The 20,470-nt window shown below is 65.1% G+C and carries 23 protein-coding genes; 17 read left to right on the top strand and 6 right to left on the bottom strand.

The features are described 5' to 3' along the window. Window positions 1-213 precede the first annotated feature (213 nt). The 3 genes from gnd to AC3ERS_RS16355 all read right to left on the bottom strand — a co-directional run bounded on the left by gnd (window position 214) and on the right by AC3ERS_RS16355 (window position 2,583). The gene (gene gnd, locus AC3ERS_RS16365) at window positions 214-1,242 is read right to left on the bottom strand and encodes a phosphogluconate dehydrogenase (NAD(+)-dependent, decarboxylating) (protein WP_431968297.1); all 1,029 of its coding nucleotides are present in this window, start codon (window positions 1,240-1,242) and stop codon (window positions 214-216) included. 361 nt (window positions 1,243-1,603) lie between these two features. Further along, complete coding sequence (locus tag AC3ERS_RS16360) at window positions 1,604-2,326, bottom strand: hypothetical protein (RefSeq protein ID WP_431968295.1); 723 nt, start codon at window positions 2,324-2,326, stop codon at window positions 1,604-1,606. A gap of 86 nt (window positions 2,327-2,412) precedes the next feature. Next, window positions 2,413-2,583 carry a hypothetical protein gene (locus tag AC3ERS_RS16355; protein ID WP_431968293.1) on the bottom strand — a complete coding sequence of 57 codons (171 nt, stop codon included), beginning with the start codon at window positions 2,581-2,583 and terminating at the stop codon, window positions 2,413-2,415. A gap of 103 nt (window positions 2,584-2,686) precedes the next feature. Here AC3ERS_RS16355 and AC3ERS_RS16350 point away from each other — a divergent pair, with 103 nt between their 5' ends. Together AC3ERS_RS16350 and AC3ERS_RS16345 are read left to right on the top strand one after the other, a co-directional pair. Next, a complete protein-coding gene (locus AC3ERS_RS16350) occupies window positions 2,687-4,237 on the top strand; it encodes a VanW family protein (protein WP_431968291.1) in 1,551 nt (516 codons plus the stop codon). Window positions 4,238-5,396: 1,159 nt separating this feature from the next. Beyond that, window positions 5,397-5,639 carry a hypothetical protein gene (locus tag AC3ERS_RS16345; protein WP_431968289.1) on the top strand — a complete coding sequence of 81 codons (243 nt, stop codon included), beginning with the start codon at window positions 5,397-5,399 and terminating at the stop codon, window positions 5,637-5,639. A gap of 107 nt (window positions 5,640-5,746) precedes the next feature. Here the strand turns inward: AC3ERS_RS16345 and AC3ERS_RS16340 are convergent, their stop codons facing one another. Further along, window positions 5,747-6,001 carry a helix-turn-helix domain-containing protein gene (locus AC3ERS_RS16340; protein ID WP_431954146.1) on the bottom strand — a complete coding sequence of 85 codons (255 nt, stop codon included), beginning with the start codon at window positions 5,999-6,001 and terminating at the stop codon, window positions 5,747-5,749. A 141-nt stretch (window positions 6,002-6,142) separates the two neighbouring features. On the opposite strand from AC3ERS_RS16340, the gene AC3ERS_RS16335 reads away from it, so the two are divergent. The 4 genes from AC3ERS_RS16335 to AC3ERS_RS16320 all read left to right on the top strand — a co-directional run bounded on the left by AC3ERS_RS16335 (window position 6,143) and on the right by AC3ERS_RS16320 (window position 9,193). Next, window positions 6,143-6,364, top strand: a complete 222-nt coding sequence (locus AC3ERS_RS16335) for a helix-turn-helix domain-containing protein (RefSeq protein WP_431968287.1) — start codon at window positions 6,143-6,145, stop codon at window positions 6,362-6,364. 283 nt (window positions 6,365-6,647) lie between these two features. Further along, window positions 6,648-7,439: a hypothetical protein gene (locus tag AC3ERS_RS16330; RefSeq protein WP_431968285.1), complete on the top strand. Its 792-nt coding sequence runs from the start codon at window positions 6,648-6,650 to the stop codon at window positions 7,437-7,439. Beyond that, on the top strand, window positions 7,436-8,140 hold the full coding sequence (locus tag AC3ERS_RS16325; RefSeq protein WP_431968283.1) for a hypothetical protein: 705 nt from the start codon (window positions 7,436-7,438) through the stop codon (window positions 8,138-8,140). Before AC3ERS_RS16330 ends, AC3ERS_RS16325 begins: the two co-directional genes overlap by 4 nt. Window positions 8,141-8,995: 855 nt before the next feature. Next, complete coding sequence (locus AC3ERS_RS16320; RefSeq protein WP_431968281.1) at window positions 8,996-9,193, top strand: hypothetical protein; 198 nt, start codon at window positions 8,996-8,998, stop codon at window positions 9,191-9,193. A gap of 320 nt (window positions 9,194-9,513) precedes the next feature. Here AC3ERS_RS16320 and AC3ERS_RS16315 read toward each other — a convergent pair whose 3' ends face one another. Next, window positions 9,514-9,987, bottom strand: a complete 474-nt coding sequence (locus AC3ERS_RS16315) for a hypothetical protein (RefSeq protein WP_431968279.1) — start codon at window positions 9,985-9,987, stop codon at window positions 9,514-9,516. 1,126 nt (window positions 9,988-11,113) lie between these two features. Between AC3ERS_RS16315 and AC3ERS_RS16310 the strand changes: the two genes are divergently transcribed. The 8 genes from AC3ERS_RS16310 (at window position 11,114) to AC3ERS_RS16275 (ending at window position 15,011) form a co-directional block, all read left to right on the top strand. Then, window positions 11,114-11,758, top strand: coding sequence for a hypothetical protein (locus AC3ERS_RS16310; protein WP_431968277.1), 645 nt, complete (start codon window positions 11,114-11,116; stop codon window positions 11,756-11,758). Between the two features lie 292 nt (window positions 11,759-12,050). Further along, complete coding sequence (locus tag AC3ERS_RS16305; RefSeq protein WP_431968275.1) at window positions 12,051-12,275, top strand: hypothetical protein; 225 nt, start codon at window positions 12,051-12,053, stop codon at window positions 12,273-12,275. Continuing rightward, on the top strand, window positions 12,275-12,724 hold the full coding sequence (locus tag AC3ERS_RS16300) for a hypothetical protein (protein WP_067835979.1): 450 nt from the start codon (window positions 12,275-12,277) through the stop codon (window positions 12,722-12,724). Before AC3ERS_RS16305 ends, AC3ERS_RS16300 begins: the two co-directional genes overlap by 1 nt. A gap of 101 nt (window positions 12,725-12,825) precedes the next feature. Continuing rightward, window positions 12,826-13,488 (top strand): phage tail tube protein, encoded by a 663-nt coding sequence (locus AC3ERS_RS16295; protein WP_431968271.1) that lies wholly within the window; start codon window positions 12,826-12,828, stop codon window positions 13,486-13,488. A 138-nt stretch (window positions 13,489-13,626) separates the two neighbouring features. Continuing rightward, window positions 13,627-13,788 carry a hypothetical protein gene (locus AC3ERS_RS16290; RefSeq protein ID WP_431968269.1) on the top strand — a complete coding sequence of 54 codons (162 nt, stop codon included), beginning with the start codon at window positions 13,627-13,629 and terminating at the stop codon, window positions 13,786-13,788. Window positions 13,789-13,813: 25 nt separating this feature from the next. Beyond that, complete coding sequence (locus AC3ERS_RS16285) at window positions 13,814-14,146, top strand: hypothetical protein (protein ID WP_431968267.1); 333 nt, start codon at window positions 13,814-13,816, stop codon at window positions 14,144-14,146. Window positions 14,147-14,184: 38 nt separating this feature from the next. Beyond that, window positions 14,185-14,622 (top strand): hypothetical protein, encoded by a 438-nt coding sequence (locus tag AC3ERS_RS16280; protein ID WP_431968265.1) that lies wholly within the window; start codon window positions 14,185-14,187, stop codon window positions 14,620-14,622. Then, window positions 14,622-15,011: a hypothetical protein gene (locus AC3ERS_RS16275; RefSeq protein WP_431968263.1), complete on the top strand. Its 390-nt coding sequence runs from the start codon at window positions 14,622-14,624 to the stop codon at window positions 15,009-15,011. The genes AC3ERS_RS16280 and AC3ERS_RS16275 overlap by 1 nt, the downstream gene beginning before the upstream one ends. A gap of 68 nt (window positions 15,012-15,079) precedes the next feature. On the opposite strand, the gene AC3ERS_RS16270 is transcribed toward AC3ERS_RS16275, so the two are convergent. Continuing rightward, window positions 15,080-15,853 (bottom strand): hypothetical protein, encoded by a 774-nt coding sequence (locus AC3ERS_RS16270; protein ID WP_431968261.1) that lies wholly within the window; start codon window positions 15,851-15,853, stop codon window positions 15,080-15,082. An 84-nt stretch (window positions 15,854-15,937) separates the two neighbouring features. Here AC3ERS_RS16270 and AC3ERS_RS16265 point away from each other — a divergent pair, with 84 nt between their 5' ends. The 3 genes from AC3ERS_RS16265 (at window position 15,938) to AC3ERS_RS16255 (ending at window position 20,439) form a co-directional block, all read left to right on the top strand. Beyond that, a complete protein-coding gene (locus AC3ERS_RS16265; RefSeq protein ID WP_431968259.1) occupies window positions 15,938-17,800 on the top strand; it encodes an amidase domain-containing protein in 1,863 nt (620 codons plus the stop codon). 96 nt (window positions 17,801-17,896) lie between these two features. Next, window positions 17,897-18,763 carry a phage tail protein gene (locus tag AC3ERS_RS16260; protein WP_431968257.1) on the top strand — a complete coding sequence of 289 codons (867 nt, stop codon included), beginning with the start codon at window positions 17,897-17,899 and terminating at the stop codon, window positions 18,761-18,763. Next, on the top strand, window positions 18,760-20,439 hold the full coding sequence (locus AC3ERS_RS16255) for a Gp37-like protein (RefSeq protein WP_431968256.1): 1,680 nt from the start codon (window positions 18,760-18,762) through the stop codon (window positions 20,437-20,439). Before AC3ERS_RS16260 ends, AC3ERS_RS16255 begins: the two co-directional genes overlap by 4 nt. Window positions 20,440-20,470: the final 31 nt, after the last annotated feature.

The raw sequence follows: 20,470 nt of genomic DNA, 5'->3' as shown, positions 1-20,470 counted from the left end.
TCGATCGGCAGGATACTGCCGAATACTGCCCTTCGAGGACTCGACTCCACGACGCAAAACGTCTTCGCAGACCATTTCGGCTCCTCGCAGGTGCTGCACTATCTGCGAAGAGTCGAAATCGTTTGCGAAGACGGGGGTTTCGGGTGGATGGATAGCAAGTTCGAATCACAAGCGGAATCAGTTCCTGCGCAGCGTAAAACGGGTGATGGGAGCTTACTTCGGCGGCAATTCGTAATGCCCGCCGAACGCCTGGCGCATGGCGGAGAGCAGTTTGTCCGCGTACAGCGACTCGCCGCGCGAGGAGAAGCGCGCGAACAAGGCGGCTGAGAGCACCGGTGCGGGCACCCCGGTGTCGATCGCGGCGTCCAGGGTCCAGCGGCCCTCGCCGGAGTCCGAGACGCGCCCGCCGAACGAGTCGAGGTTCGGGTCCGCGAACAGCGCGCCGGCGGTGAGATCCAGCAACCACGAGGCGACCACCGAACCCCGTCGCCACACTTCTGTGACTTCCGGCACATCGATGTCGTACTGGTAGTACTCGGGGTGCTCCAGCGGCGTCTCCTCCGCCGAGAACTCGCCCTTGTGCGCCGCGCCGTAATCGGCCTTGTGCAGGATGTTCAGGCCCTCCGCGTAGGCGGCCATGGCGCCGTACTCGATGCCGTTGTGCACCATCTTCACGAAGTGACCCGCGCCTGCGGGGCCGCAGTGCAGGTAACCCTGCTCGGCGGTGGAGGGGTCGCCCGTCCGGCCGGGGGTGCGCGGTGCAGCGTCGACGCCGGGCGCGATCGACTTCAGCAGCGGATCCAGATACTTCACCTGCTCGGCCTCGCCGCCGATCATCAGGCAGTAACCGCGGGTCAGGCCGAAGACGCCGCCCGAGGTGCCGATGTCCAGGTAGTGGAGGCCTTTCGGGGTCAGCTTCTCGGCCCGTCTGATGTCCTCGTGGTACCGGCTGTTGCCGCCATCGATGATGATGTCGCCGGGTTCGAGCAGCTCGGCGACCTGGTCGATCACCGTGCCGGTCGCGCCGGCCGGGATCATCACCCACACCACCCGCGGCGTCTCCAGCATGCCCACGAATTCCGGCAGATCGTGCGTTCCTCGGAAATTTTCGCCCAGATCGGCGCGTAGTTCGTCGATGTTGTGGGGCTTGCGTTCGTAGCCGACGGCGGTGTGCCCGTCCCGGACGATGCGGCGGACGATGTTGGCGCCCATCCGCCCGAGGCCGATCATTCCCAGCTGCATTCCGTCCATCTCCTCGTGTGTGCGAGCTGTCTGGCGGGTCGTCCTCGATTGTCCCCGGGAAGTGTGTAACGCGGGGTGCGCTGCTCCGATAAACAGATCGGCTCCGCGCAGTTGCCAGACCCCCGACCCGGCAACTGCGCGGGGCTCTTCCGCGTTCAAGACGGTTCATTGCACAAGGTTTGCTGCGCGTCCGAGCTGAACGGACGTCCCCGGCGCGGGCAACTATCGTGGGATGGTGACCCGCACCGTGCGCGGCACGGAAACACATCTTCATCTGGGAGGACGGTTCGTGACCACCGAGTCGAGCACCGGACACCACGGCCGCGACCGACATCGAGACGGCGAGGTCGGACTCCGTCATCTACTCGAATCGAACCGCGAATCGCCAGATGAGGCGAAGACCACATTTCTTCCGGTGACGCAGCCCGGACAGGCGCCTCAGTGGCGGTCCGACTCCACCCCCACCGAGCCGCTGCGAGTCACCGGACACGCGCCCGATGGTGCTGGTGCCCAGCCTGGGCCCGGTAGCGGCGCGCACGCGTCCGGTGGGGCCCTGCACGCTCCGGGTGGTGCTGCATTCGCGCTTGGCCATGCGCCCAGTGGTGCTGCGCATGCGTCTGGTGGTGGCCACGCTCCGGGTGGTGCTGCATTCGCGCCTGGCCACGCGCCCGGTAGCGCCGCACACGCGCACGCTCCCGGTGGCGGCGCATATGCGCCGGGTCACGCGCCTGGTGGTGCCGCGCACGTACCCGGTGGTGGCGGCCATGCGCCTGGTGGTGCCGCGCATGTACCCGGTGGTGGCGGCCATGCGCCTGGTGGTGCCGCGCATGTACCCGGTGGTGGCGGCCATGCGCCTGGTGGTGCCGCGCATGTACCCGGTGGTGGCGGCCATGCGCCTGGTGGTGCCGCACATGTACCCGGTGGTGGCGGCCATGCGCCTGGTGGTGCCGCGCACGTACCCGGTGGTGGCGGCCACGCGCCCGGTAGTGCCGCGCAAGCGCCTGGTGGCGGCGCGCACGCTCCCGGTGGCGGCGCATACGCGCTTGGTGGTGCCGCACAAGCGCCTGGTGGTGGCCACGCTCACGGTGGCGCCGTACACGCGCCTGGCAACCCCCCGCCCGGTACCGGCGCACCCGACCACGGTCGTCCCTCCGACGCCGGATGGGCGACTCATGCGGCCGACTCCCACCAGGAGACCGAGGCATTCCAGGCAACCGACAGTGCCCACCCGTCCAGCGCCGAGCAGTCGGGTACGGGACGGCAGCGCTGGGAGAACGCGCGCAGATCCAGACCGAGACCGGGACCCGCCGGTTCCGGGTCGTGGTGGCAGACCCCCGCCATCCGTCGCGTCGGAATCGCCGCGGGAGCCCTGATCGCAGTCGGCGGCCTCGGCTACGCCGTGGACGCCGTGCTCTCTTCCGGCGACGTACCGCGCGGAGTGGTCGTGGCCGGGATCGACATCGGGGGGATGGACGTCGACGAAGCCGATGCCAAGCTCCGCACCACCCTGGACGGCCGCGCCGGGCAGCAACTGCCGCTCCAGATCGGTGACGTACGAGCCGAACTCACCCCCTCCGCCGCAGGCCTCGCCGTCGACTGGGAGGGCACCTGGGACCGCATCGGCGGCCAGCCACTCAACCCCTTCGCCCGCCTGGTCTCTTTCTTCGGCACCCGCGAGGTCTCGGTCGCCAGCACCGTAGACGACGCCGCGCTGGACCGTCAGCTGACCGCGCTGCGGGTGCACGATCGCCCGACCGTCGAGGGCACCATTCAGTTCCAGAACGGCAAACCGGTCGCCGTCCCGCCCGTACTCGGCCGTGTGCTGGACACGCCCGCCGCGCGAAACGAGTTGATCGACAACTGGATCGAGGGCGGCACCCTCGAATTGCCCGTCGTCCCAGCGCCGCTCACCGTTCGGCCGGAGGCGGTCGAGCGAGCGCTGCACGAGATCGCCGAACCCGCTGTGCGCGGCGACGTGGTGTTCACGGGCAGAGACGGCGACGCGAGACTCACTCCCGAACAGATCACGACCGTACTGAGTTTCGCTCCGGACGGGCAGGGCGGTCTCGCCGCGAACTACGACCTGAACGCCGCGACCGCCATCCTCGCCCCGCAGCTGGCGAAATCCGAGGTGGAGCCCAAGGACGCGACTTTCGCGGTGGGTGGCGGAGCGCCGCGGGTCGTGCCCGCGGTGGTCGGCGAGAAGATCGACTGGCCGAAGACCCTCGAACAGTTGTCCACGCTGCTCGCGGCCTCTCAGCAGCGCAGCGCGGCCGCCGTCTACGAGAAGGTCGAACCCAAGCTCACCACCGAGGCCGCCCAGGGGCTCGGCATCGTCGAACAGATGGGCTCGTTCACCACCAGCGGCTTCAGCGGACCGTCCGGCGTCAACATCCGCACCGTGGCTCTGAAGGTGAACGGCGCCGTCGTCCGGCCGGGAGAAACGTTCTCGCTCAACGATTTCACCGGTCCGCGCGGCACCGCGGAAGGCTACGTCGAATCCGGGATCATCGACCACGGCCGCCCGAGCACCGCAGTCGGCGGCGGCATCAGCCAGTTCGCGACCACCCTCTACAACGCCGCCTACTTCGCCGGCCTCGAAGACGCGGGCCACACCGAACACAGCTACTACATCTCCCGCTACCCGGCCGCCCGCGAGGCCACCGTTTTCGACGGCGCCATCGACCTCAAATTCCGCAACAACACCCAAAGCGGCGTCTACATCGAGACTTTCGCCACCGCCTCGGAGATCACCGTCCGCCTCTGGGGCACCAAGACGGTCGACGTCGAGTCCATCACCGGCGACAAGACCAAGCCCACCGAACCCAACACCGTCACCCTCCCCAAGGGGAAGGACTGCATCGCGTCCGAAGGCGCACCGGGCTTCACCATCTCCGATACCCGCGTGATCAAGGATCGCAAGACCGGGCGCGAAGTGTCACGGGCGACCAGGACGGTGAAGTACGACCCGATCCCGGTCGTGAAGTGCGAGTGAGCTGTCGATACCGGGCGGCGGATGCCGCTGAGGAGCAGGCGCGCTGACGTCTATCGTGCCGGGGGAAGAATTCACCCAAGAATTCACCGAAAGCTCCGTCGGCACACCGATCTTCAGGATTTCGCGTAGTGCAGCGACGACGTGATCGGCAACCACCTCGCAGTCCTCGAAGCCCGACAGGTAGTCCACTCGGTGCACCTCTTGGACCGTAATAGTCCCCTTCCGCAGTGCTACGGATCAACCAGAGTGATGTATACGGCGACCTGCATCGCTGGCAGATTCGAGCCCAGCCGCGAATTGCCTTTTCCCGCAGAACAACTGGTGAGAGTCGGTGAGCGTGGCTGTCCGCATGTCGCCTCATGGCCGGTGGGTGGGTGATCGAGTCCGCGCCTCCGGTGCGCCCGGTTGTCGGCGCGGCATGCTCATCAGTGAATCCCTCGAGGACTACCGTACGCCCTTGTTATTCGAAAATATGTGCGAGTATGGTCGCCTGCAAGGTTGGACAGGTGGTTCCGGCGGCGGATTCCGGTCTCTCGGGCCGGTGCGGTACGGATACCGGGCCCTTGCGTGCGGCCGCGGCGGGTGTGGGGTTCATCGGGGAGCCGCACCGGCGTGCACATCTTTGTGGTGATGCTGTTCGAGGAAGGCTGGGGTGTGTTGTCGGGTGGGGAATTTCGGTCACGATTCGTGTGATCCGACCGCGCAACAGACGCCGTTTGCGTCGCGGAGCGCGTGCGGTGGGTGTACGCGAAATACTGTGACGCTCAGTATGTATCGGCGGACGCGGACACGAGCGACGAGAGCCGGAGTCGGGTCGCGACCAGGCACGGGTGGATGGTTCGGAAACGACACAGTCGTGCTGGCGGCGCACTTGACATTCCGAGGTTCGAACGTCGGATGTCGTTGGTATGGACGGGTTTATCCATCGGTACGAGTTGCGCGGCCCCGTTGGATGGGGCAATGCCGCGAACCTTCAGCTATCGGCTGGAAGAATCACATGGTCGTGCTGGACCTGCGAATCGTTGTGTAGCGGGGCAACTTTGGCGAGCCGCGTGCGCGGCGATGGGATATAACTACCGTGATTCTGGGACGACAGTGGAAATTTCGTTCCAGGCTCGCGCTCGAGGGTTGAGCACTGAGATGAAGGGGAACTGAGGTCGTGGACCAGATCGGCTCGGTAACGGAGTTGGCAGTGGGGCGGGGCGCGGGCGCTGCTGCGGCACTTGGCGCGGCGATCGGTGACGACGCTGCGCATCGGATTCTGCACGGCACCGCGACATTGTGCGATGTCGTGCTGGCTTCTTGGGTGATGGGTGTCGATACGGTTCAGGCCGTTGTCGAATACGCCGAAGTGGCCATCGAATCCGCCGTCAAGGGAGTCACCGGTTCGCGCTGCGCGTGAACCATCGCGCGCGGGTCGATCGACCTGCGCGACGCACCGTTCATTGTCGGGGTCGACTGCCCGGGACCGTAGGTTCGGTCCCGGGCAGTAATCGATGTGGGTGGTGATCAGTCCGTGCGCTCGATGTCTTTCAGCGCCATGGTGACGAACTCGCGCATGGGAATCTCCAGCGCCTCGCAAAGTGCGTGCAGTTGTTGCATGTCAGGGGATCGCTCACCGTTCTCGAAGCGCTGAATCGTGCTGACGGCGAGGCCGGTCAGTTCCGACAGTTGCTGACGGGTCAGATCGCGGCGTGCTCGCGCCGCTCGCAACTCGTTCCCCACCGCACGATTGATGCCCGAAGCCGTCTCTTTCGCACCCATATGGACCATTCTGAGGTCCGAATGGCTACCTCGCAAACGACATGCCGCTGGCATCGCCGGGTTGCGCCGCGAAAGCTCGCGGCCCGACCCGAAGGCCGATCGGGCTTGTGAAAGGTCCAAACGGACCTTATGGTAATCCGTATGGATCATTTGGATGTCATGGTTGCGGAGCGTGTGCAACACGTTCTTGCGAAGCGGGGGATCGGACTGAATGACCTGGTCAAGCACACCGGGATGCCCGCGACGGCACTGCGGCGGCGGTTAGCTGCACGTGGGTCCTTCACACTTTGCGAACTTGCCCGTATCGCCGCGTTCGTCGGCTGCCGGACCGCCGAGCTGATCCCGCAGGCGGGGGAGAAGTGACCACATGGCGGGATAAGGGCCTCGCGCCGAACGTGTCTCAAACCTTTTGTGACTGGAATCACTTCCGCTCGACCTCGAAATTCGACGCTGCGGGCGATCGATCAGCTATCGCGACGGTCGCGCTCGCGTACGTCGCCGGTGCGTCTCCGCGATTGGTCGGATGCGGCGAGCAGGCGTCGCCCGACCCCGGAGGCGCAGCGAGATCGCGGCGTGCGGTGCGCACCGCCGATCCGGATCACTACTCCGACACACTCACGAGCGATGAAAGGTCGCAGGTCTGAATATGGCAAGCCCCAGAAGTTTTCGTGCACTGTGGAACTCCGCCGCGCCGCCCGAGCCGATCGATGTCCTGATCATGCCCGGCACGTGGCATCCGCACGGCGACGGGATCAGCGCCGCGTTCGCCGCATCCCTCGACCTGGATCGCTTCAGTCCGCGAATCGTCCCCTATCCAGCCGACTACGGCCGCACGATGCCGTATGCGGACAGCCTGGTGGTGGGACGGAAGGCGCTGATCGCCGCGATCGAGGCTTCGAACCGGCGCGTGGTGCTGGCGGGCTACTCCCAGGGCGCCGCCATCGCGGGTGACATCGCGGCCTCGGTCGGGCGAGGCGAGTTCGCGCAGGTCATCGCATGCGCCCTCATCGCCGATCCGCTCCGCCCGGAGGGTAAGTGCCTCGGCGTCGATCCGGGCGGCTACGGGATCGCGGGCCAACGCGACGTACCGAACGTCCCGACCTATTGGGTAGCAGCGCCCGGTGATCCGATCACCGCGCTGCCCGCGGGCAATCCGCTTCGCTCGATCGCCGACCTCAGCGGGTATTTCAGCCTCTCCTCGCCGCAGGCGGCGCTGCGGTGGGGGCAGAGCTTGATCGATGTGGCTGGGCGGCGGCAGCTGCAACGCTGGTGGTCGCCGCAGTATTGGCGCAGCTGGTCCGGCGCCGTGGCCTTCGCACGCGGATATCTCGTCGACGGCAGGCACACCGACGACTACATCCGGCATGGCCACGCCGAGCGACTTGCCCAGCAGCTCAACGCCGAAGTCGCCGACGGCGCGCTCCGGGGGCGAGTGTGAACGACGAACCGAACCACCTGTACCTGAGCCGCGCCGAAGTACGCGAACTCGTCGAGTTGTTTCGCGAAATCCCCGATCTAGCAGAGGATCTCGCGATTGCGCGGACTCGTCAGGCCAAGCTCGGCAGCCGCGGCGACTACCGCATGCGACGCCGTCCCAGCGAGCAACCGCTGCCGTACAACCCGGCCGCCGCCCGCGCGGCCGACCATCTGCACGCTGTCCTGGTCGGCTGGGTCCGGTTGGTCTGCGAGCAACGCGGTCTCGGCTACACGAGTTCGACCACGACCGCCGGATTGTCGCGATGGCTGGACAAGAACCTGATCGCGCTCGCGATGACCCCGGGGGTCGAGAGCGCGTCGCGGGAAATCGGCGAGGCGGTGCGGGCCGCGACAAGGGTCGTCTGTCCACCGGCGGTCGAGGTGAACCTCGACCCTTCGATGATCGACCAGGCACGTTCCCGCCGCCTCAACGCTTCGGGCATCGCCACTTTGGCGAAGGAGCTCGGAGACGAGTATCGAAATCTGACTGTCCGCCGCGTGCAAACGCTGCGCGACGCGGGAAAGATCGCCCCGGTGCCGGGGCCGTGGGCTCCCGATTGGCCCGAGATGTTCGTCGCGGGAGAGGTTCTCGACCAACACCTTGCCCATCCAAGAAGGTCGCGGCGCAAGGCGGCCAGTGCCGCGCGGAGTCGCGCTGCATAGCGTTTCCGAAGCGGTGCTTACTGGCGGCGAACCGCGCCTGCTGCTGGACCGAATCGCATTGCGCGGGAATTCTCGCGAGGTCAGTGGTGGGAACCTGACGATCGCTCCGTCATCGACGCCGTTGAAAACCATCGCCGTCCAACCGGTTACCAGTACCGGTTGGGCGGCTTCTTCTTTCTCTGCGGGTTCAGCCACTCGCGCGCGAAACCTCTCGCCCGCTTCATGGTCGCGCCAGCGGTTTCTGTCCGCGCCACCTCTGGGTGCCCTTCCTGTAATCGCGAACGGCGGCCGCCTCCCCGGTTCGCGACAGGGACATCGTCGCAACATATCCCGCTGCGGACACCATCCTGGGGAGCAATGTGCACCGATTCGGGCCTGCCGAACGGAAGTACGGAACGCACCGCGCAATGCTGAAATATGTGCTCTCACCAGGTATTTCGAAGGCATCAAAAATTCAGGTGTTGACATTCGCATCGCGTTAGGTGAAGATTGGTGCAGCGCCAGAGCTGCGCCTTCATCCCGAAATCTACCGGGAAACCTCCACTCTCCCAGATCTACTCGTGGCACTGTGCGTCTGAAAACCGCGGACGTACAGTGCCACGGTTGTTTCCGGAGACTTCCCACCCCCCGAACATGCGGCACGCCCCCGAAACCCTCTCGATGTCGATTGACAAGCGGGGCAGAGCTTGCCGCATAAGCCCGAACGCCGCCCGTCCCCGTCACTCCGGTGCGCGGTCGTAGACGAGCGCGGACGTTCGGGCCTCCGCCCCACCCCCGGCGTGCCCCTCCAGGCCGGGGGTGGGGCACTCGTCCCGCCGGCCGTGACTCGGCCAGGTCATCAGCGAGGAGACAGCCATGGACGAAGCCATCCGCGCACTGCTGGAGCTCGACGCGCACAGCGCACTTCCGACGACGCCGACCATCGATCTGGCGCACCAGATCATGCGCGTCCACCGCGAATGCGCCCCCGACTACTGCCGCCGCAAGGACCAAGCGCTGCGCGCCCTGATAGCCGAAGGCCGCATCATCCCCGACTCCTCGCGCACCCGCTGACCCCACCAGCCCGCCCCGCCCGGCTCCCTTCTCCCGCAACACAATCGCGGTCGAAGACGGTCCGAGCCGCGGGGCGCCCGCCCCACCCCCGGTTTTGCTACGAGCCGGGGGTGGGGCACCTCATCCCTCGGGTCGGCGAGGTCGAGTCTCGCGAGCAGCGTGGTCGGCAAACCGGGATTGGGAATCATCGCCGCAGGTGCCGGCATCGACATGGACGAGTTCCGTGCTGATGTGCAGGCTTCATCGAAGGAAAGGACGCGCCATCCACGCCGCATCGGTCCGGAAACTCCGGCACCGAATACTGTTTGGTGGCGGGGGGATCAGGGCAGGACCTGCGGAATGACGTCCGGGGCGATCGCGCCGACGATCAAACCGACCAAGGCGCCCTGGAAACCGGAGCCGAGGGCGCACAGCGGCATGAAGGGAATCCCGATGATGGTGGCGGCGCAGACCACGGCTCCGAACACGGCCCCGGCAATTCCGCCCGCTGCCGCGCCATTGGCCAGCGGATCATGGTTGGCCGCATTGGGATTGGTCGCGATGTCCTGCGGCACCGCAGCCGCTACCGGCTGCAGGACCTCCGCAGTGGCGGGCTGTGCGACATCCGCTTCGGCGGGCTGCTCGACGGCCGCGGCGGCGGGCTGCACGATGACCGGGATCACCTGCTGAACCGTTCCCGGAGCCTGCGCAGCCTCGACTGTCTTCACGACGGGGACCGACTGTGGGGCGACGCCAGAGGCGTCGGCAGAAGCTGCTCCTGCGCCCGCGAAGGTCACCGCGATCGCGAGCGGCAACGCCGCGATGAGAGCTTTACGGCCGAATTTTCTGGTAGTCAGACGCATGATTTTTCCTATCCTCCCGACCCCGCGAACGCTGCAAACCGGTTGGCGTGCTGCATGTTTCGCGGAGCGAATTACAACGGTGAAGTTCTATCCGATCCTGGTTGCCGAATCAAGTCCTAGTGCGGTTGTGCCAACGCGCCGGAATTGTGTTCGACGACAGAGTGATTGGTGCTCGCTCATGTTCGCACCCGCAAGGAGCGGTTCTTCGGCTACGACATCTGGACCCGCCGAGCCGACGCTGCGCACCAAGGGCGTCCGATCTCTCAACGGCGCCATCGCCCTGGCCGTGCAACCGGCCGAAATGCCCAGGAACGCCAAATAGCTGACGGCGGTCAATCGTCCGTCGGTCCGCTCATGCGGCACGCCCCCGAACACCGAGAACACGGTAGAACGCGGGTTCAGAGCACGCCGCATGCACGCCCCTATCGCTCCCGTCTCCCGCGGGTGGTTCGCGATCGCAGACGTTGTCGCAGCGTAGGGGCGCGGTGGCCCCACTCCGGTCGACCCCTCGAATCCCGGAGTGGGACCACCGCACAGACAGCCCAGCCGTGTCCCGTTCGTCCACATCACCATGGACGTGCTGTGCAACTGCGGTGCGGGCGAATCGTTCGGTCCTGGTCGCTCCCCCGGACGGGGGCGGAACGACGTCCAAACGGCTCCCGGTGCTGCGCCGGGTCACCAATTCGCCGCGCGCACAAGTGAACAGCCCCGGGCGGGTGCCCGCCGAACTCGTCATGCACCCGCCCGAAGCCCTCTGCCCTACCGAGCTCGCCCCGCCCGCCAGCACTCCCGTCGATTGGTCCGTACGGTTGCAGGCCGGCCGAACGCCGGGACGCACGCGGCCCCACCCGTACCGCCATGCGGACGCGGGTGGGGTCGCCTCCCCAGCCATACGTTGCCCGTTCTCACCGGCACCGTCTCCTCATCCAGGAAGGCACAATCTCGTGATCGCCGTTCTGACGTGCCGCGGCACCGGCGAGCCACTCGGGCCACCGACGAACAAGCGACCGGTTGGCCGAGGTCGTCAACGCACACGATGACGTGCACTTCAATAATTCACAGCTAATGGGTGGTCGTTATGTTCTATGAAGGAATGCGCATCAACTCCGAGGAGGAAAGTCGCCCGAATTCGGGTGACGGCCTGCTGTCCACTACTCCCGTGGGAACCATCGGATCATTTCTGCAATGGCCCACTGTCGCAAGCGGTTTAGGGAGTGCTATCGGTAAGTCGTTCGTCGGCGCGGCCGGGCTCGCCGAAGGCGGTGAGCCCGAAGGGCGGCGGCCGGATTACGACGATGGTTTCCTCTCGACGACGCGACCGGGTCGGATATTCGGATTCCTGCAGTGGCCGAGTTGGTACAACATCTTCAAGAGCACCCGCGACCAGGTCACGCAGGCAGGAATCTCCGCACTGGCCGGTGCGGTCGCCGGTCCTGCCGGTGCCGCGGCCACTGCGGCGGTGAGTACGTTGACCTCTTCGGTGCAGAATGTGCTGCAGCAGTTCACCGCACCGTCGCAGACACAGCCGGGCGCCGCGTTGCCGAGAGCGACTCCGTTGCCGCAGGTCCTCCCGTTGAACAACGACGTGCTCGATCGCCGGTCGTTCGGTCCGAGTATCGACCGCACCACGACGATCAACGTGATCAAGTCCGCGGAGAACGCCGTAAAGGTGAGGGATCCACTGATCGACCGTTCGGCAACATATCTGTCCCATTTGCGCTGACGCGCTGTGGGTTTCATCCCGTTGCTCTGCCGAGAACTCGAGAGGGGGTGATGGGAATGCTCGTTGTCATCCAAGATGTCCTCGAATTGATCAGCGATCTCGTTCCGCTGCTGCTGCCGCTGTTCGGACTGTAACCGTAGTGCCAGAGCAGGATTCGCGGGGCGGGCAAGCCGGGTGCCGCGTGTCCCGGAAATCCGGGCGGTCATGCCGCCGAGTGTCAGGCGGTGCCTGGCTCCTATCTGTACGTATTCGTTTCCACGGATTACCCGTGAACCTGATGATGGAGAAGATCATGCCTACTCCCGATGAATCCCTCGGCCTCGCCGAACGCATCACGACCGATATACACGCCGTGGTTTCCCGGTTGGTCACCCTGCGGGCGGATATCGAGGTGCTGCTCAATCTCGCCCAGGGCGTGTCGATGACTGTCGATGCGGCCGTTCCGGCCTCGGCGCCGGACACCTCCGGCACGCTCGAAGCGGTAGTGTCCGTCGGTGCGCCTTCGGAAGCGGCGTGATGGCAACCTATCCCGTGCCGGGGGAGTTCCCCGATTTCGAGCAGTTCATGGTCGATCTGTTCACCCCGATCGCCACCACCGTGACCACCCTGCCGGCGACCTCGGCCGCGCTGCAGTCGTCGCTGCCGCTGATCTGGGTGCGCACAACCGGCGGAACCCTCGATATCAATGCGGTCACCTACAAGGCGAAGGTGAGTGCCGTCGCGTTCGGCACCAGCCGCGTCGCAGCACAGCAACTGTCGGTGCAAATCCGTGAAGCGATCCTGAGTGCGCCCGCCAGCCGTGTCAACGGTGTCCTCGTCGACTACGTCGAGGAAATCGCGGCCGAGGAGCAGAAGTTCCATCCGCCGATCCTGCGGCGCAGCCGCGGTCTGACCGAGGTCCCCGACCTCGATCCGCTCAATCAGATGGTCGAGATCGCCTTCTCGATCGAAGCCCGCCGCCAATAGGCGGACCGAAACCCTGTCGCGGATAGGGCTTTTCACCGGCACCACGCGGTGCCGTTTCCGTCAATCCCTGCCCGCATTCGCGGGCGTTCGAATGGAGACACATGCCTGCCACCAACCTCACGGCCCTCAAGAACGCTCAGCGTTCGCTGCTGCTCAAGCCGCTCGACGCCGCGGTGTTCCTCGCGCCCTGGTACACCGCCGCGCCGACGGCGTTCACCGACGCCAGCGGCGCGCTGCAGACGCTACCCGCGGCTTTCAAGCCGGTCGGCCTGATCGACAAGAAGACCGGTGTGGCCTTCGCCCGCGGTATCACCGCCGCGCCGATCGAGGCCTACGGTGAACTGCAGCCGGTGCGCAACGACATCACCAGCGACATCACCACCATCGAGTTCCAGCCGCAGCAGACCACCGCGCTGACCCTCGAGCTGACCACCAGCGCGAACCTGGCCCAGGTCAAGTCGAACGCCGCCTCCGGTGAGGTGTTCTTCCCGCAGCCCGCCTCGGAGCAGATCACCTACTACTCGGCGATCATCATCGGCAAGGACGGCAATGACGCCGACCCGATCTACGTGTTCAAGGTGCTGCCGAAGGTCGCCGTCAGCAAGTTCGGCGGCGAGCAGTGGACCCCCACCGAGGTGCTGGCGCAGAAGCTGACCATGGTCGCGTTCAAGGACGACACCGCCGGCTACGCCGTCGCGCACGGCTTCGGCGGCCTCGGCTGGAAGAAGATCGTCGCCCAGACCGGCATCGCCCCCGCGGCGTGACGCCGCTCGTCGCAGCGCGAATTCTCCCCTGATCACCCAGGTTCCGGCCTGGGCGTGGGGCGTGTCATGTGTCTCCGGTCATGGCACGCCCCACACCATTTCCTGTCCATATTTCCGGAGAAGAAAGCGGGTCCACCAGTGTCCGCCATCCCCACCGAATTCCCCGTCACGATGACCGACGGCGAGAACGACTACGTCGTCTCCAGCGCCACCGAGTACGTCAACGCCGTCTACAAGCTTGGCCACGCGGTCAAGGTCGAAGAGGCCGCTTCGCGTCGTAGCAATTCGAAGTCCAAGTAACACAACACATTCCCGGAGATCTGACATGACCACCACTCACGAAGCGGCCGACAAGGCCGAGGTCGGCGGACGATTCTACGAGCTCCAGCAGGAACTCGCCCCGCGCAGACGCGCGCCCTACCGCCTGACCGACGACATCGCTATCCCGCCCGTAACCCGGGGCCAGCTGCTGGCCCTGCGCCGGACCGACAACGACGACGAGCAGATGGCCATCGTGCTGGGCGACCAGTACGAAACCGTCGAAGCGCTCTTCGCCGAGCGGCCGCTGGATGAGTGGTTGGCCTTCCAACGCGATCTCTACGCCCACCTTTTCGGCCAGGGCGCCGCGGAGCTGCCGGGGGGATCGTCGGGCTCGTAGAGTTCTGGGAACGTTTCGGTGCCGCGCTCGACTACGACTTGCTCGAGCGCGGCATCGACGTCCGGGACTGCTTCGGGCCCGATACGATTCGCACGCGCGACTGGCGCACCATCTGGGCGTTCAAAGACCGGCTCCCGCACGGTTCACAGTATCGTTCGGCGCTGTCGATGGACCGCGAACTTGCCGAACGGATGGTCACCGCCGAAGAAGCGGCCAACCTCTACGAGGACGAATCGGCGAGGCCTGCTGGACCTACGCCCGAGGGCTACACGATCGATACCTACCTGCTGCTGTCGATCATCGACGCCCTGCAAGGCGTGCAAGCCGCGATCATCGCAGCTGCAGGCGGCGACCCGCCGGCCATCCGCCCCATGCCCCGCCCCGTCACCGCGGCGGATCAGGTACGCGACGAACATCGCGATCGCTCTATGCAAAACCTCATTGACCAATTCACCGCATACACCTGGGAGGACTGATGATCTTCTCGGCAATTTTGCCTGCTCAGGCGGCCGGTGCCGCGGACGCCACGGTCCTGGCCGGCGTCTATTCCCCCGGCTTTTACAGTGGCGACACCATCACGGATGTCGAACTCGTTGCCCCACCGGGCTATTCGGCCATCACCGGCGTGGCAACCAACAATGTGACCGTCTCGGTTCGCCACATTCGCAATGGCACGGTCCTGCAGACTTTCGCTGCCGTTACCACAACAGAGGGCACCAACCTGGTCCCCGAATCTCCGATCTCCATCCCGATCACGGCGCAGCCGGTCCTGCTGATGGGTGACGTGATCGACGTGCGGATGCGCCAGAACGGGGCCGGCCATGCAGTCGGAACCGGACTGACCGTCTACGTATTCATCAGCTGAACAGAGGATTGGAAACGCCGAGGACTGGTCCGATTACCATGCCGCGCCAGCGTCGCGATGAGGGGGCATCATGCTTCGCATCGCAGATGGGTCATACCGATTGTCACCACGGTGACCGAGCCTTCCGGTGCGCCCTCGGGCCAGCCGATGCCTAAATCCCCGTGCTGCGGACCGGGCGTTCTCGTTGTGAGATCAATGGTTTCGACTGCACGGTCGAGCCACCATCCCGTGTTCCTGCACATGTCCCATTCGCGGCCGTCGCTACCGCTGGAATACAACTCGAGTGGCAAACCGCGGGAGTCGCGCAGATGCTGCAGCAGGCGGTCGGCGACCCCGCTATCGGGCGTGCCGTCGGTACTGCCGATGGACAGCACACGGTGGCACCACGGGCCTCGTCGCGATTCCGAGCACCAGGACGAATCCGCGAGCACCACAAGGCCATCGGGTAGTGGCAGCACCTGATCGGCGGCTGGCACCGGAACCGGCTTCCCGCCATAGGACGGAAAGTAGTCCGACCAGAACGACAGCATGAGCAAAACACCGAGTGGGCTTGCCACACAGTAGAGAACGACGAGAACGCCACCGAGCGCGGTCCGAAGTGAAGCCATACCACCCGCTGCCCGGTCGGTGATCAAACCCACCACCAGGATGCCCACGCTAGCCAAGGTCAGCAACACCTCGACGCTGTACTGCACCTCGCGCAGCGTCCAAGCGAGGAATGACACCACCAGCTGTGTCGCCGCGATCGCCGCTAGTGCGACACCCACCCCTAGGCGATACCGCGGCGACCGCGCCGCCAGCAGCCAGCACACCAACGGAATGACAAAGACCAGTCGTTCCACGCGGCCAGCATAGCCGCAGCCGCATTCGACCGCCCATCTGACTGATCTCGTTGTTGCGCGGTGGATTCCGTGAGGAGGAAAGCTATGAGTAGTACGTGGGACACGCCGCCGCCGAGTTTCGACAGGAAGCCGGACCAGAGCAAGGTGGACAGGCTCCGGCCGGGGCAGCGCACGCTGGTCTGGGATTCGGTGATCAGCGGTTCGATGGCTGGGGTCGATCCGCGCTTGGTGCTGGCTATTGCGCTGGAGGAAGCAGCAGACCAGCACGATGACGATGGAGCGCTGCACGATTTGGATCAGTGGCAGAGGGGCCGGATCCCGTGGATCGGCAGGATGAATAACCCGGCCGGCTATTCTCTGGGCATTACCAACGTCAAAGAGCGCACCTTCGAAAAAGTCAAAGAGAAATATCCCAGCGTATTTCATGATCACAAATGGTCCGACCTCGCGAACGACGACGCTCTGGCTGTTCGTACTACCGCCTACTATCTCAAGTACTTGCAGGAAACGTATGCCGGCGCGATGCCGGACGAAATCAAGCAGAAGTATACCCTGAATCAATTCTTGGCCTCGGCGTACAATGCGGAGTTCGATGCCGATGGCGATAACAATGTGTTGGTGTGGATCAAGGACAAGAAACTCGGGGAAAAGGAGTCGAAGGGCTATCGAGATCGCGTCAAGGACAAGCAGTGGCAGCGTGCCGAGTCCTTGCTATCGACGATGTGGACTTGGAAGGACCACTCTGGCATCCGGCCGATCAGCGCAACGCTGGATTCGCCGGATCAACCTGCCGCGCTGCTGAACTCGTGGCTGAATGCCGGTTCTTCGATCCTCGATTCGATTCTGCGCCCCGCGCAGGGCGCCGTGCCGATTGCTGGTGGCATGGACCCGAACCCGAATCGTCAGACGGCGGTGAAATACGCCGATGACTGGGCGATCATGAGCAACTGGGAGTATCCGAACTACGATGCGAGCGGCGGCGACTGCACGAGCTTCGCGTCACAGGTTTTGCACGCCGGAGGTTTTCAATTCGATCCCTCGCGGGCCGACGACAGTTTCGCGGTGACCGACCGCTGGCATCCCTACAACCGGAAATACAACCACATCGGCAATGAGGCGCCGCATGAAGCAGGTGATTCGGCGCCGCGTCCCTGGCTGAATGTTCAAGCGTTGTACAGCTACATCGCCAACGGAAACGGGAATGCGAAGGGTGGGCCGACGGGAACGCGGCTGGCGCCGATCAGCGTCAACCCGATCACCGGGAATCCCGATCCCAACGCGTTGACCAATGCCGGACTGCGTCCCGGCGACCTGGTATTCGTCAGTTTCGGCGAGAAGAACGAGGACGGGTCCCCGATCCTCAGCCACACCATGGTCTACGCCGGCCATGGCAATGCGCGGCAGCGTATCGGTGAGGATGAAAACGGCAATCCGAGGTACCAGTACTTCGAGGACGCCGATTTCGTCGACTACCACAGCAGCAATGTCTACCACGGGTTCTGGGCCATCCCCAAGGTCGATGAGGACACGGAGAAGGTCGTTTCGGACCGGACCGTCACTTACTACCCCGTGCGCATGAACTACCCTGGCGACGCGCAATATCCCGTCCAGCGAGCGGCGGGCGGCGACATCAGAGGTCCCGGTTCGTCCATCGGCGACAAGATTCCGGCGTGGCTGTCCGACGGCGAGTTCGTCATGAACGCACGCTCGACATCGGTGAACCGTCCATTCCTGCAGGCACTCAACGCTGACCCGTTCTTCCTGCAGAAGATGCTCGAGCAGCGGGATGCTGCTGCGGCGGCGAGAGCCGATGCGAATGCGGGCGGGTACGCGCCGGCGGCCGGCGGTGGGCCCGCGACCGTGAACATCTCCATGTCGAGTTCCGAGGACATTGTGGCGCGGTTGAAAGTGCTGTCGACGCAATGGGAGCTGATGAATTCCCGGTAGGCGGTATCGACGCCGCCTGGTTCGAGATCGCCTGTTGGCGAGTCTATTACAGATTTTCAAGAGAATTGAGGTGAGGTTGTGGCGTCGAATGCCGCGATGATCACGGTGACCGGAGTCGACGGATCGGTATGGACGATCGCCGGCCAGGGCAGTGGTCGTGAGGGTGTGGATTTGGCTACGTCGCCGAGCGGGCTGTACGACGCTCCGGTGACGACGATCTGGAACCAGTCGGCCTTCCAGATCGGCTCGTCGTTCGGTGGTTACCGGACCAACAAGCGCGATGTCGTATTCGCGGTCAATGTCTTCGAAGCCGCAGGGCGGTCGTGGGAGGGAGTGGACTCCGCATGGCGCAAAGCATGGGCCTACGACCGGGATTCGACGCTGACGATCACGACCGACTTCGGAACCCGGTCGCTGAAGTTGCGGATGTCCGAGCAGCCGGACTTCAAGCCGGACAAGGACCCGCACCTGAGGAGCCAGGGCAAGGTTGTGATGACCTGTGTCGCGGGCAATCCCTGGTGGGTGGAGTCCGATGTGACGAGCGGGTGGACGTCGACCATGAACACCACGGGCGCGAACGTGAGCCAGCAAGGCACGGTCAGCATCGCCAACCCGACCGATCAGCCGATGTGGCTGAAATGGGTGTGCTCGGCGCCGGGCAAATGGACGCTGCCCGACTTCTCGTGGGGCGCGGTCGATCGTGACGAGGCGCGCGTCATCACGCTGCCGATGACCAGCGCCGGGCAAGACTTGACGGTCGACACCGATCCGATGGAGGAGATGATCGTCGCGGCGAACAGTTCGCAGATCTGGGCGTTGATGAACGGTGTCAGCTTCCTCTACCCGGTGCCCTCGTACACCCCCGCCACGGATATTCCGGTGAAAGTGTCCGGCGCGCCGACCGGCGCTTCGGTGATGGTCGTGCAGCCGCGGAACTGGTCGCGTCCGTGGGGGTTGCAGTGACCACCGCGCTCGATCTGCCCGTACTCTACGCGGACGCGCAGCTGGCCAAATCGACTCGCAAGCAGCAGCGTTACGCGCGACCGCTGGTGCGGCTGTGGGACGGTGACTGGAATCTGCGCGGCGTCTGCGGCGCGGAGATCAGCGCCGACTTCCGGTGGGTGCTCAACCAGTCCGGCACCGGCTTGCTGGTGCTGCCTTACGACTACTACCTGGCCAAGTGGGCCGTGGACATCAACGGCCGCACGAAGCAGAACGTGCACATCACCGTCGACAAGGACGGTGCGCGCTGGGACGGCCGGTTGGAGAAGGCGGTCATCAAGACCGACGACCACGGCGTCACGACGGTGGAGCTGCTGTTCATGCACTCCTATCAGGAACTCAAGCACATCTATTGCTGGTCGAATCCGTTTCTGCCTGCGGCGGTGCAGTTCCCGCGCGAGTTCCTGCTGGCCGGGCCCGGTGTGTGGGTGCTCAAGACGGCACTGCACCTGAACCTGCTGCGATTGGAAACCGCGGGGTGGACACTGCCCGACGATCCCATGGACGTCAGCAGCTGGGGGAACCTCGACCAATCGAACTGGGCCGTGGTCGTGAAGCCCGGCGACTTCGTCTCCGATACGTCGGTGTGGACGATCTTCGGCTCCCGGTTCCGGAACTTTCACGAGGCCGCGGCAGGCACCTTGGAGACCGCGCAGCTGGCCGTCGTGACCCGGCGTTGGCTCCGCGGCGACCCGGCGCCGTGGCCGGGTGCGAACCTGCGGCACGGCTGCCTGGTGGTCGACATCGTCGACAAGTCCGGATTCTGGACCGGCACCAGCACCGGCGGAAACATGTGGGACGGCCTGCAGCACACCATGCAGGTGCTCGACAACACCCTGCTCGACTACAGCCCCGATGTGCTGCCTGACCTGAATGCACCTGAGCTGTACAAGAATCCGGGATGGATGGGCACGCTGCCGTCGAATCCCTGGGTGGTGTATCGGCAGAACGAGCACACCGGTATCCAGACTTCGCAGTTCGTGGTCAATCCGTCGTCGGCGGTGCAGATCCTCACCGGCGGTCACTCGATGCCCGGCGTGAACGAGGCGATCTCCTCGGCGATCCAGTTCGTCGGCATGGTCACCGCCGGTGCGCTCGGCGAGGTGCCGTTCGTCGGTCCCATCCTGGCGGGTGTCGCCAACGGTACGACCGCAGTGGTGGACACCATCGCGATGGCGCTGCTCTCCGACACGCTGTTGGCCTGGATGGAGTTCAAATCGCCGCAGCGGGAGAATAATTCGGGCTGGTCGCATTACTACGAGCATTTCGAGAACAGCGCCGATCGCGCGTACACACTCGGCTCGCTGCTCACCCTCGGTGAGGGTCTGTGGAAGACGCGACGCCACTTCACCCACAAGTTCACCGTCGCGAACGGCGAACCGTACCTGATCGGCGATCAGGGCCAGGGGCACTTCTTCCTCGGCGACCGCGTCGGTTCCACCGTCAAGGGCATGCCCGAGGGTTCGATCTACGTCGACCAGGTCACCGAGCTCGAGCTCGCATGGTCGCGCACGGCCAGCCCCGCCTGGCAGGTCACCATCGGTTCGGACCGCGATCACGACATGCCGTTCGCCAAGTCCATGCGGGTGGTCGCCGACATCGTCGACGACATTCACGCTCTCGCCGTCCAGATGTGATCCCGACCGAGCTCGCCGCACCGCGGGCTCG

The organism is Nocardia sp. bgisy134, from assembly GCF_057708325.1.
Note: the sequence above shows the minus strand (reverse complement) of the source record. Positions and strands in the feature narration are given on the sequence as shown.

Bases quoted from the DNA above. Each gene is read 5' to 3' on its own strand.
- AC3ERS_RS16295 (WP_431968271.1), top strand. From the start codon at position 12,826: ATGCCTGCCACCAACCTCACGGCCCTCAAGAACGCTCAGCGTTCGCTG.
- AC3ERS_RS16310 (WP_431968277.1), top strand. From the start codon at position 11,114: ATGTTCTATGAAGGAATGCGCATCAACTCCGAGGAGGAAAGTCGCCCG.
- AC3ERS_RS16300 (WP_067835979.1), top strand. From the start codon at position 12,275: ATGGCAACCTATCCCGTGCCGGGGGAGTTCCCCGATTTCGAGCAGTTC.
- AC3ERS_RS16260 (WP_431968257.1), top strand. From the start codon at position 17,897: ATGATCACGGTGACCGGAGTCGACGGATCGGTATGGACGATCGCCGGC.
- AC3ERS_RS16275 (WP_431968263.1), top strand. From the start codon at position 14,622: ATGATCTTCTCGGCAATTTTGCCTGCTCAGGCGGCCGGTGCCGCGGAC.
- AC3ERS_RS16330 (WP_431968285.1), top strand. From the start codon at position 6,648: ATGGCAAGCCCCAGAAGTTTTCGTGCACTGTGGAACTCCGCCGCGCCG.
- AC3ERS_RS16320 (WP_431968281.1), top strand. From the start codon at position 8,996: ATGGACGAAGCCATCCGCGCACTGCTGGAGCTCGACGCGCACAGCGCA.
- AC3ERS_RS16340 (WP_431954146.1), bottom strand. From the start codon at position 6,001: ATGGGTGCGAAAGAGACGGCTTCGGGCATCAATCGTGCGGTGGGGAAC.
- AC3ERS_RS16335 (WP_431968287.1), top strand. From the start codon at position 6,143: ATGGATCATTTGGATGTCATGGTTGCGGAGCGTGTGCAACACGTTCTT.
- AC3ERS_RS16265 (WP_431968259.1), top strand. From the start codon at position 15,938: ATGAGTAGTACGTGGGACACGCCGCCGCCGAGTTTCGACAGGAAGCCG.
- AC3ERS_RS16355 (WP_431968293.1), bottom strand. From the start codon at position 2,583: ATGGCGGGGGTCTGCCACCACGACCCGGAACCGGCGGGTCCCGGTCTC.
- AC3ERS_RS16285 (WP_431968267.1), top strand. From the start codon at position 13,814: ATGACCACCACTCACGAAGCGGCCGACAAGGCCGAGGTCGGCGGACGA.
- gnd (WP_431968297.1), bottom strand. From the start codon at position 1,242: ATGCAGCTGGGAATGATCGGCCTCGGGCGGATGGGCGCCAACATCGTC.
- AC3ERS_RS16305 (WP_431968275.1), top strand. From the start codon at position 12,051: ATGCCTACTCCCGATGAATCCCTCGGCCTCGCCGAACGCATCACGACC.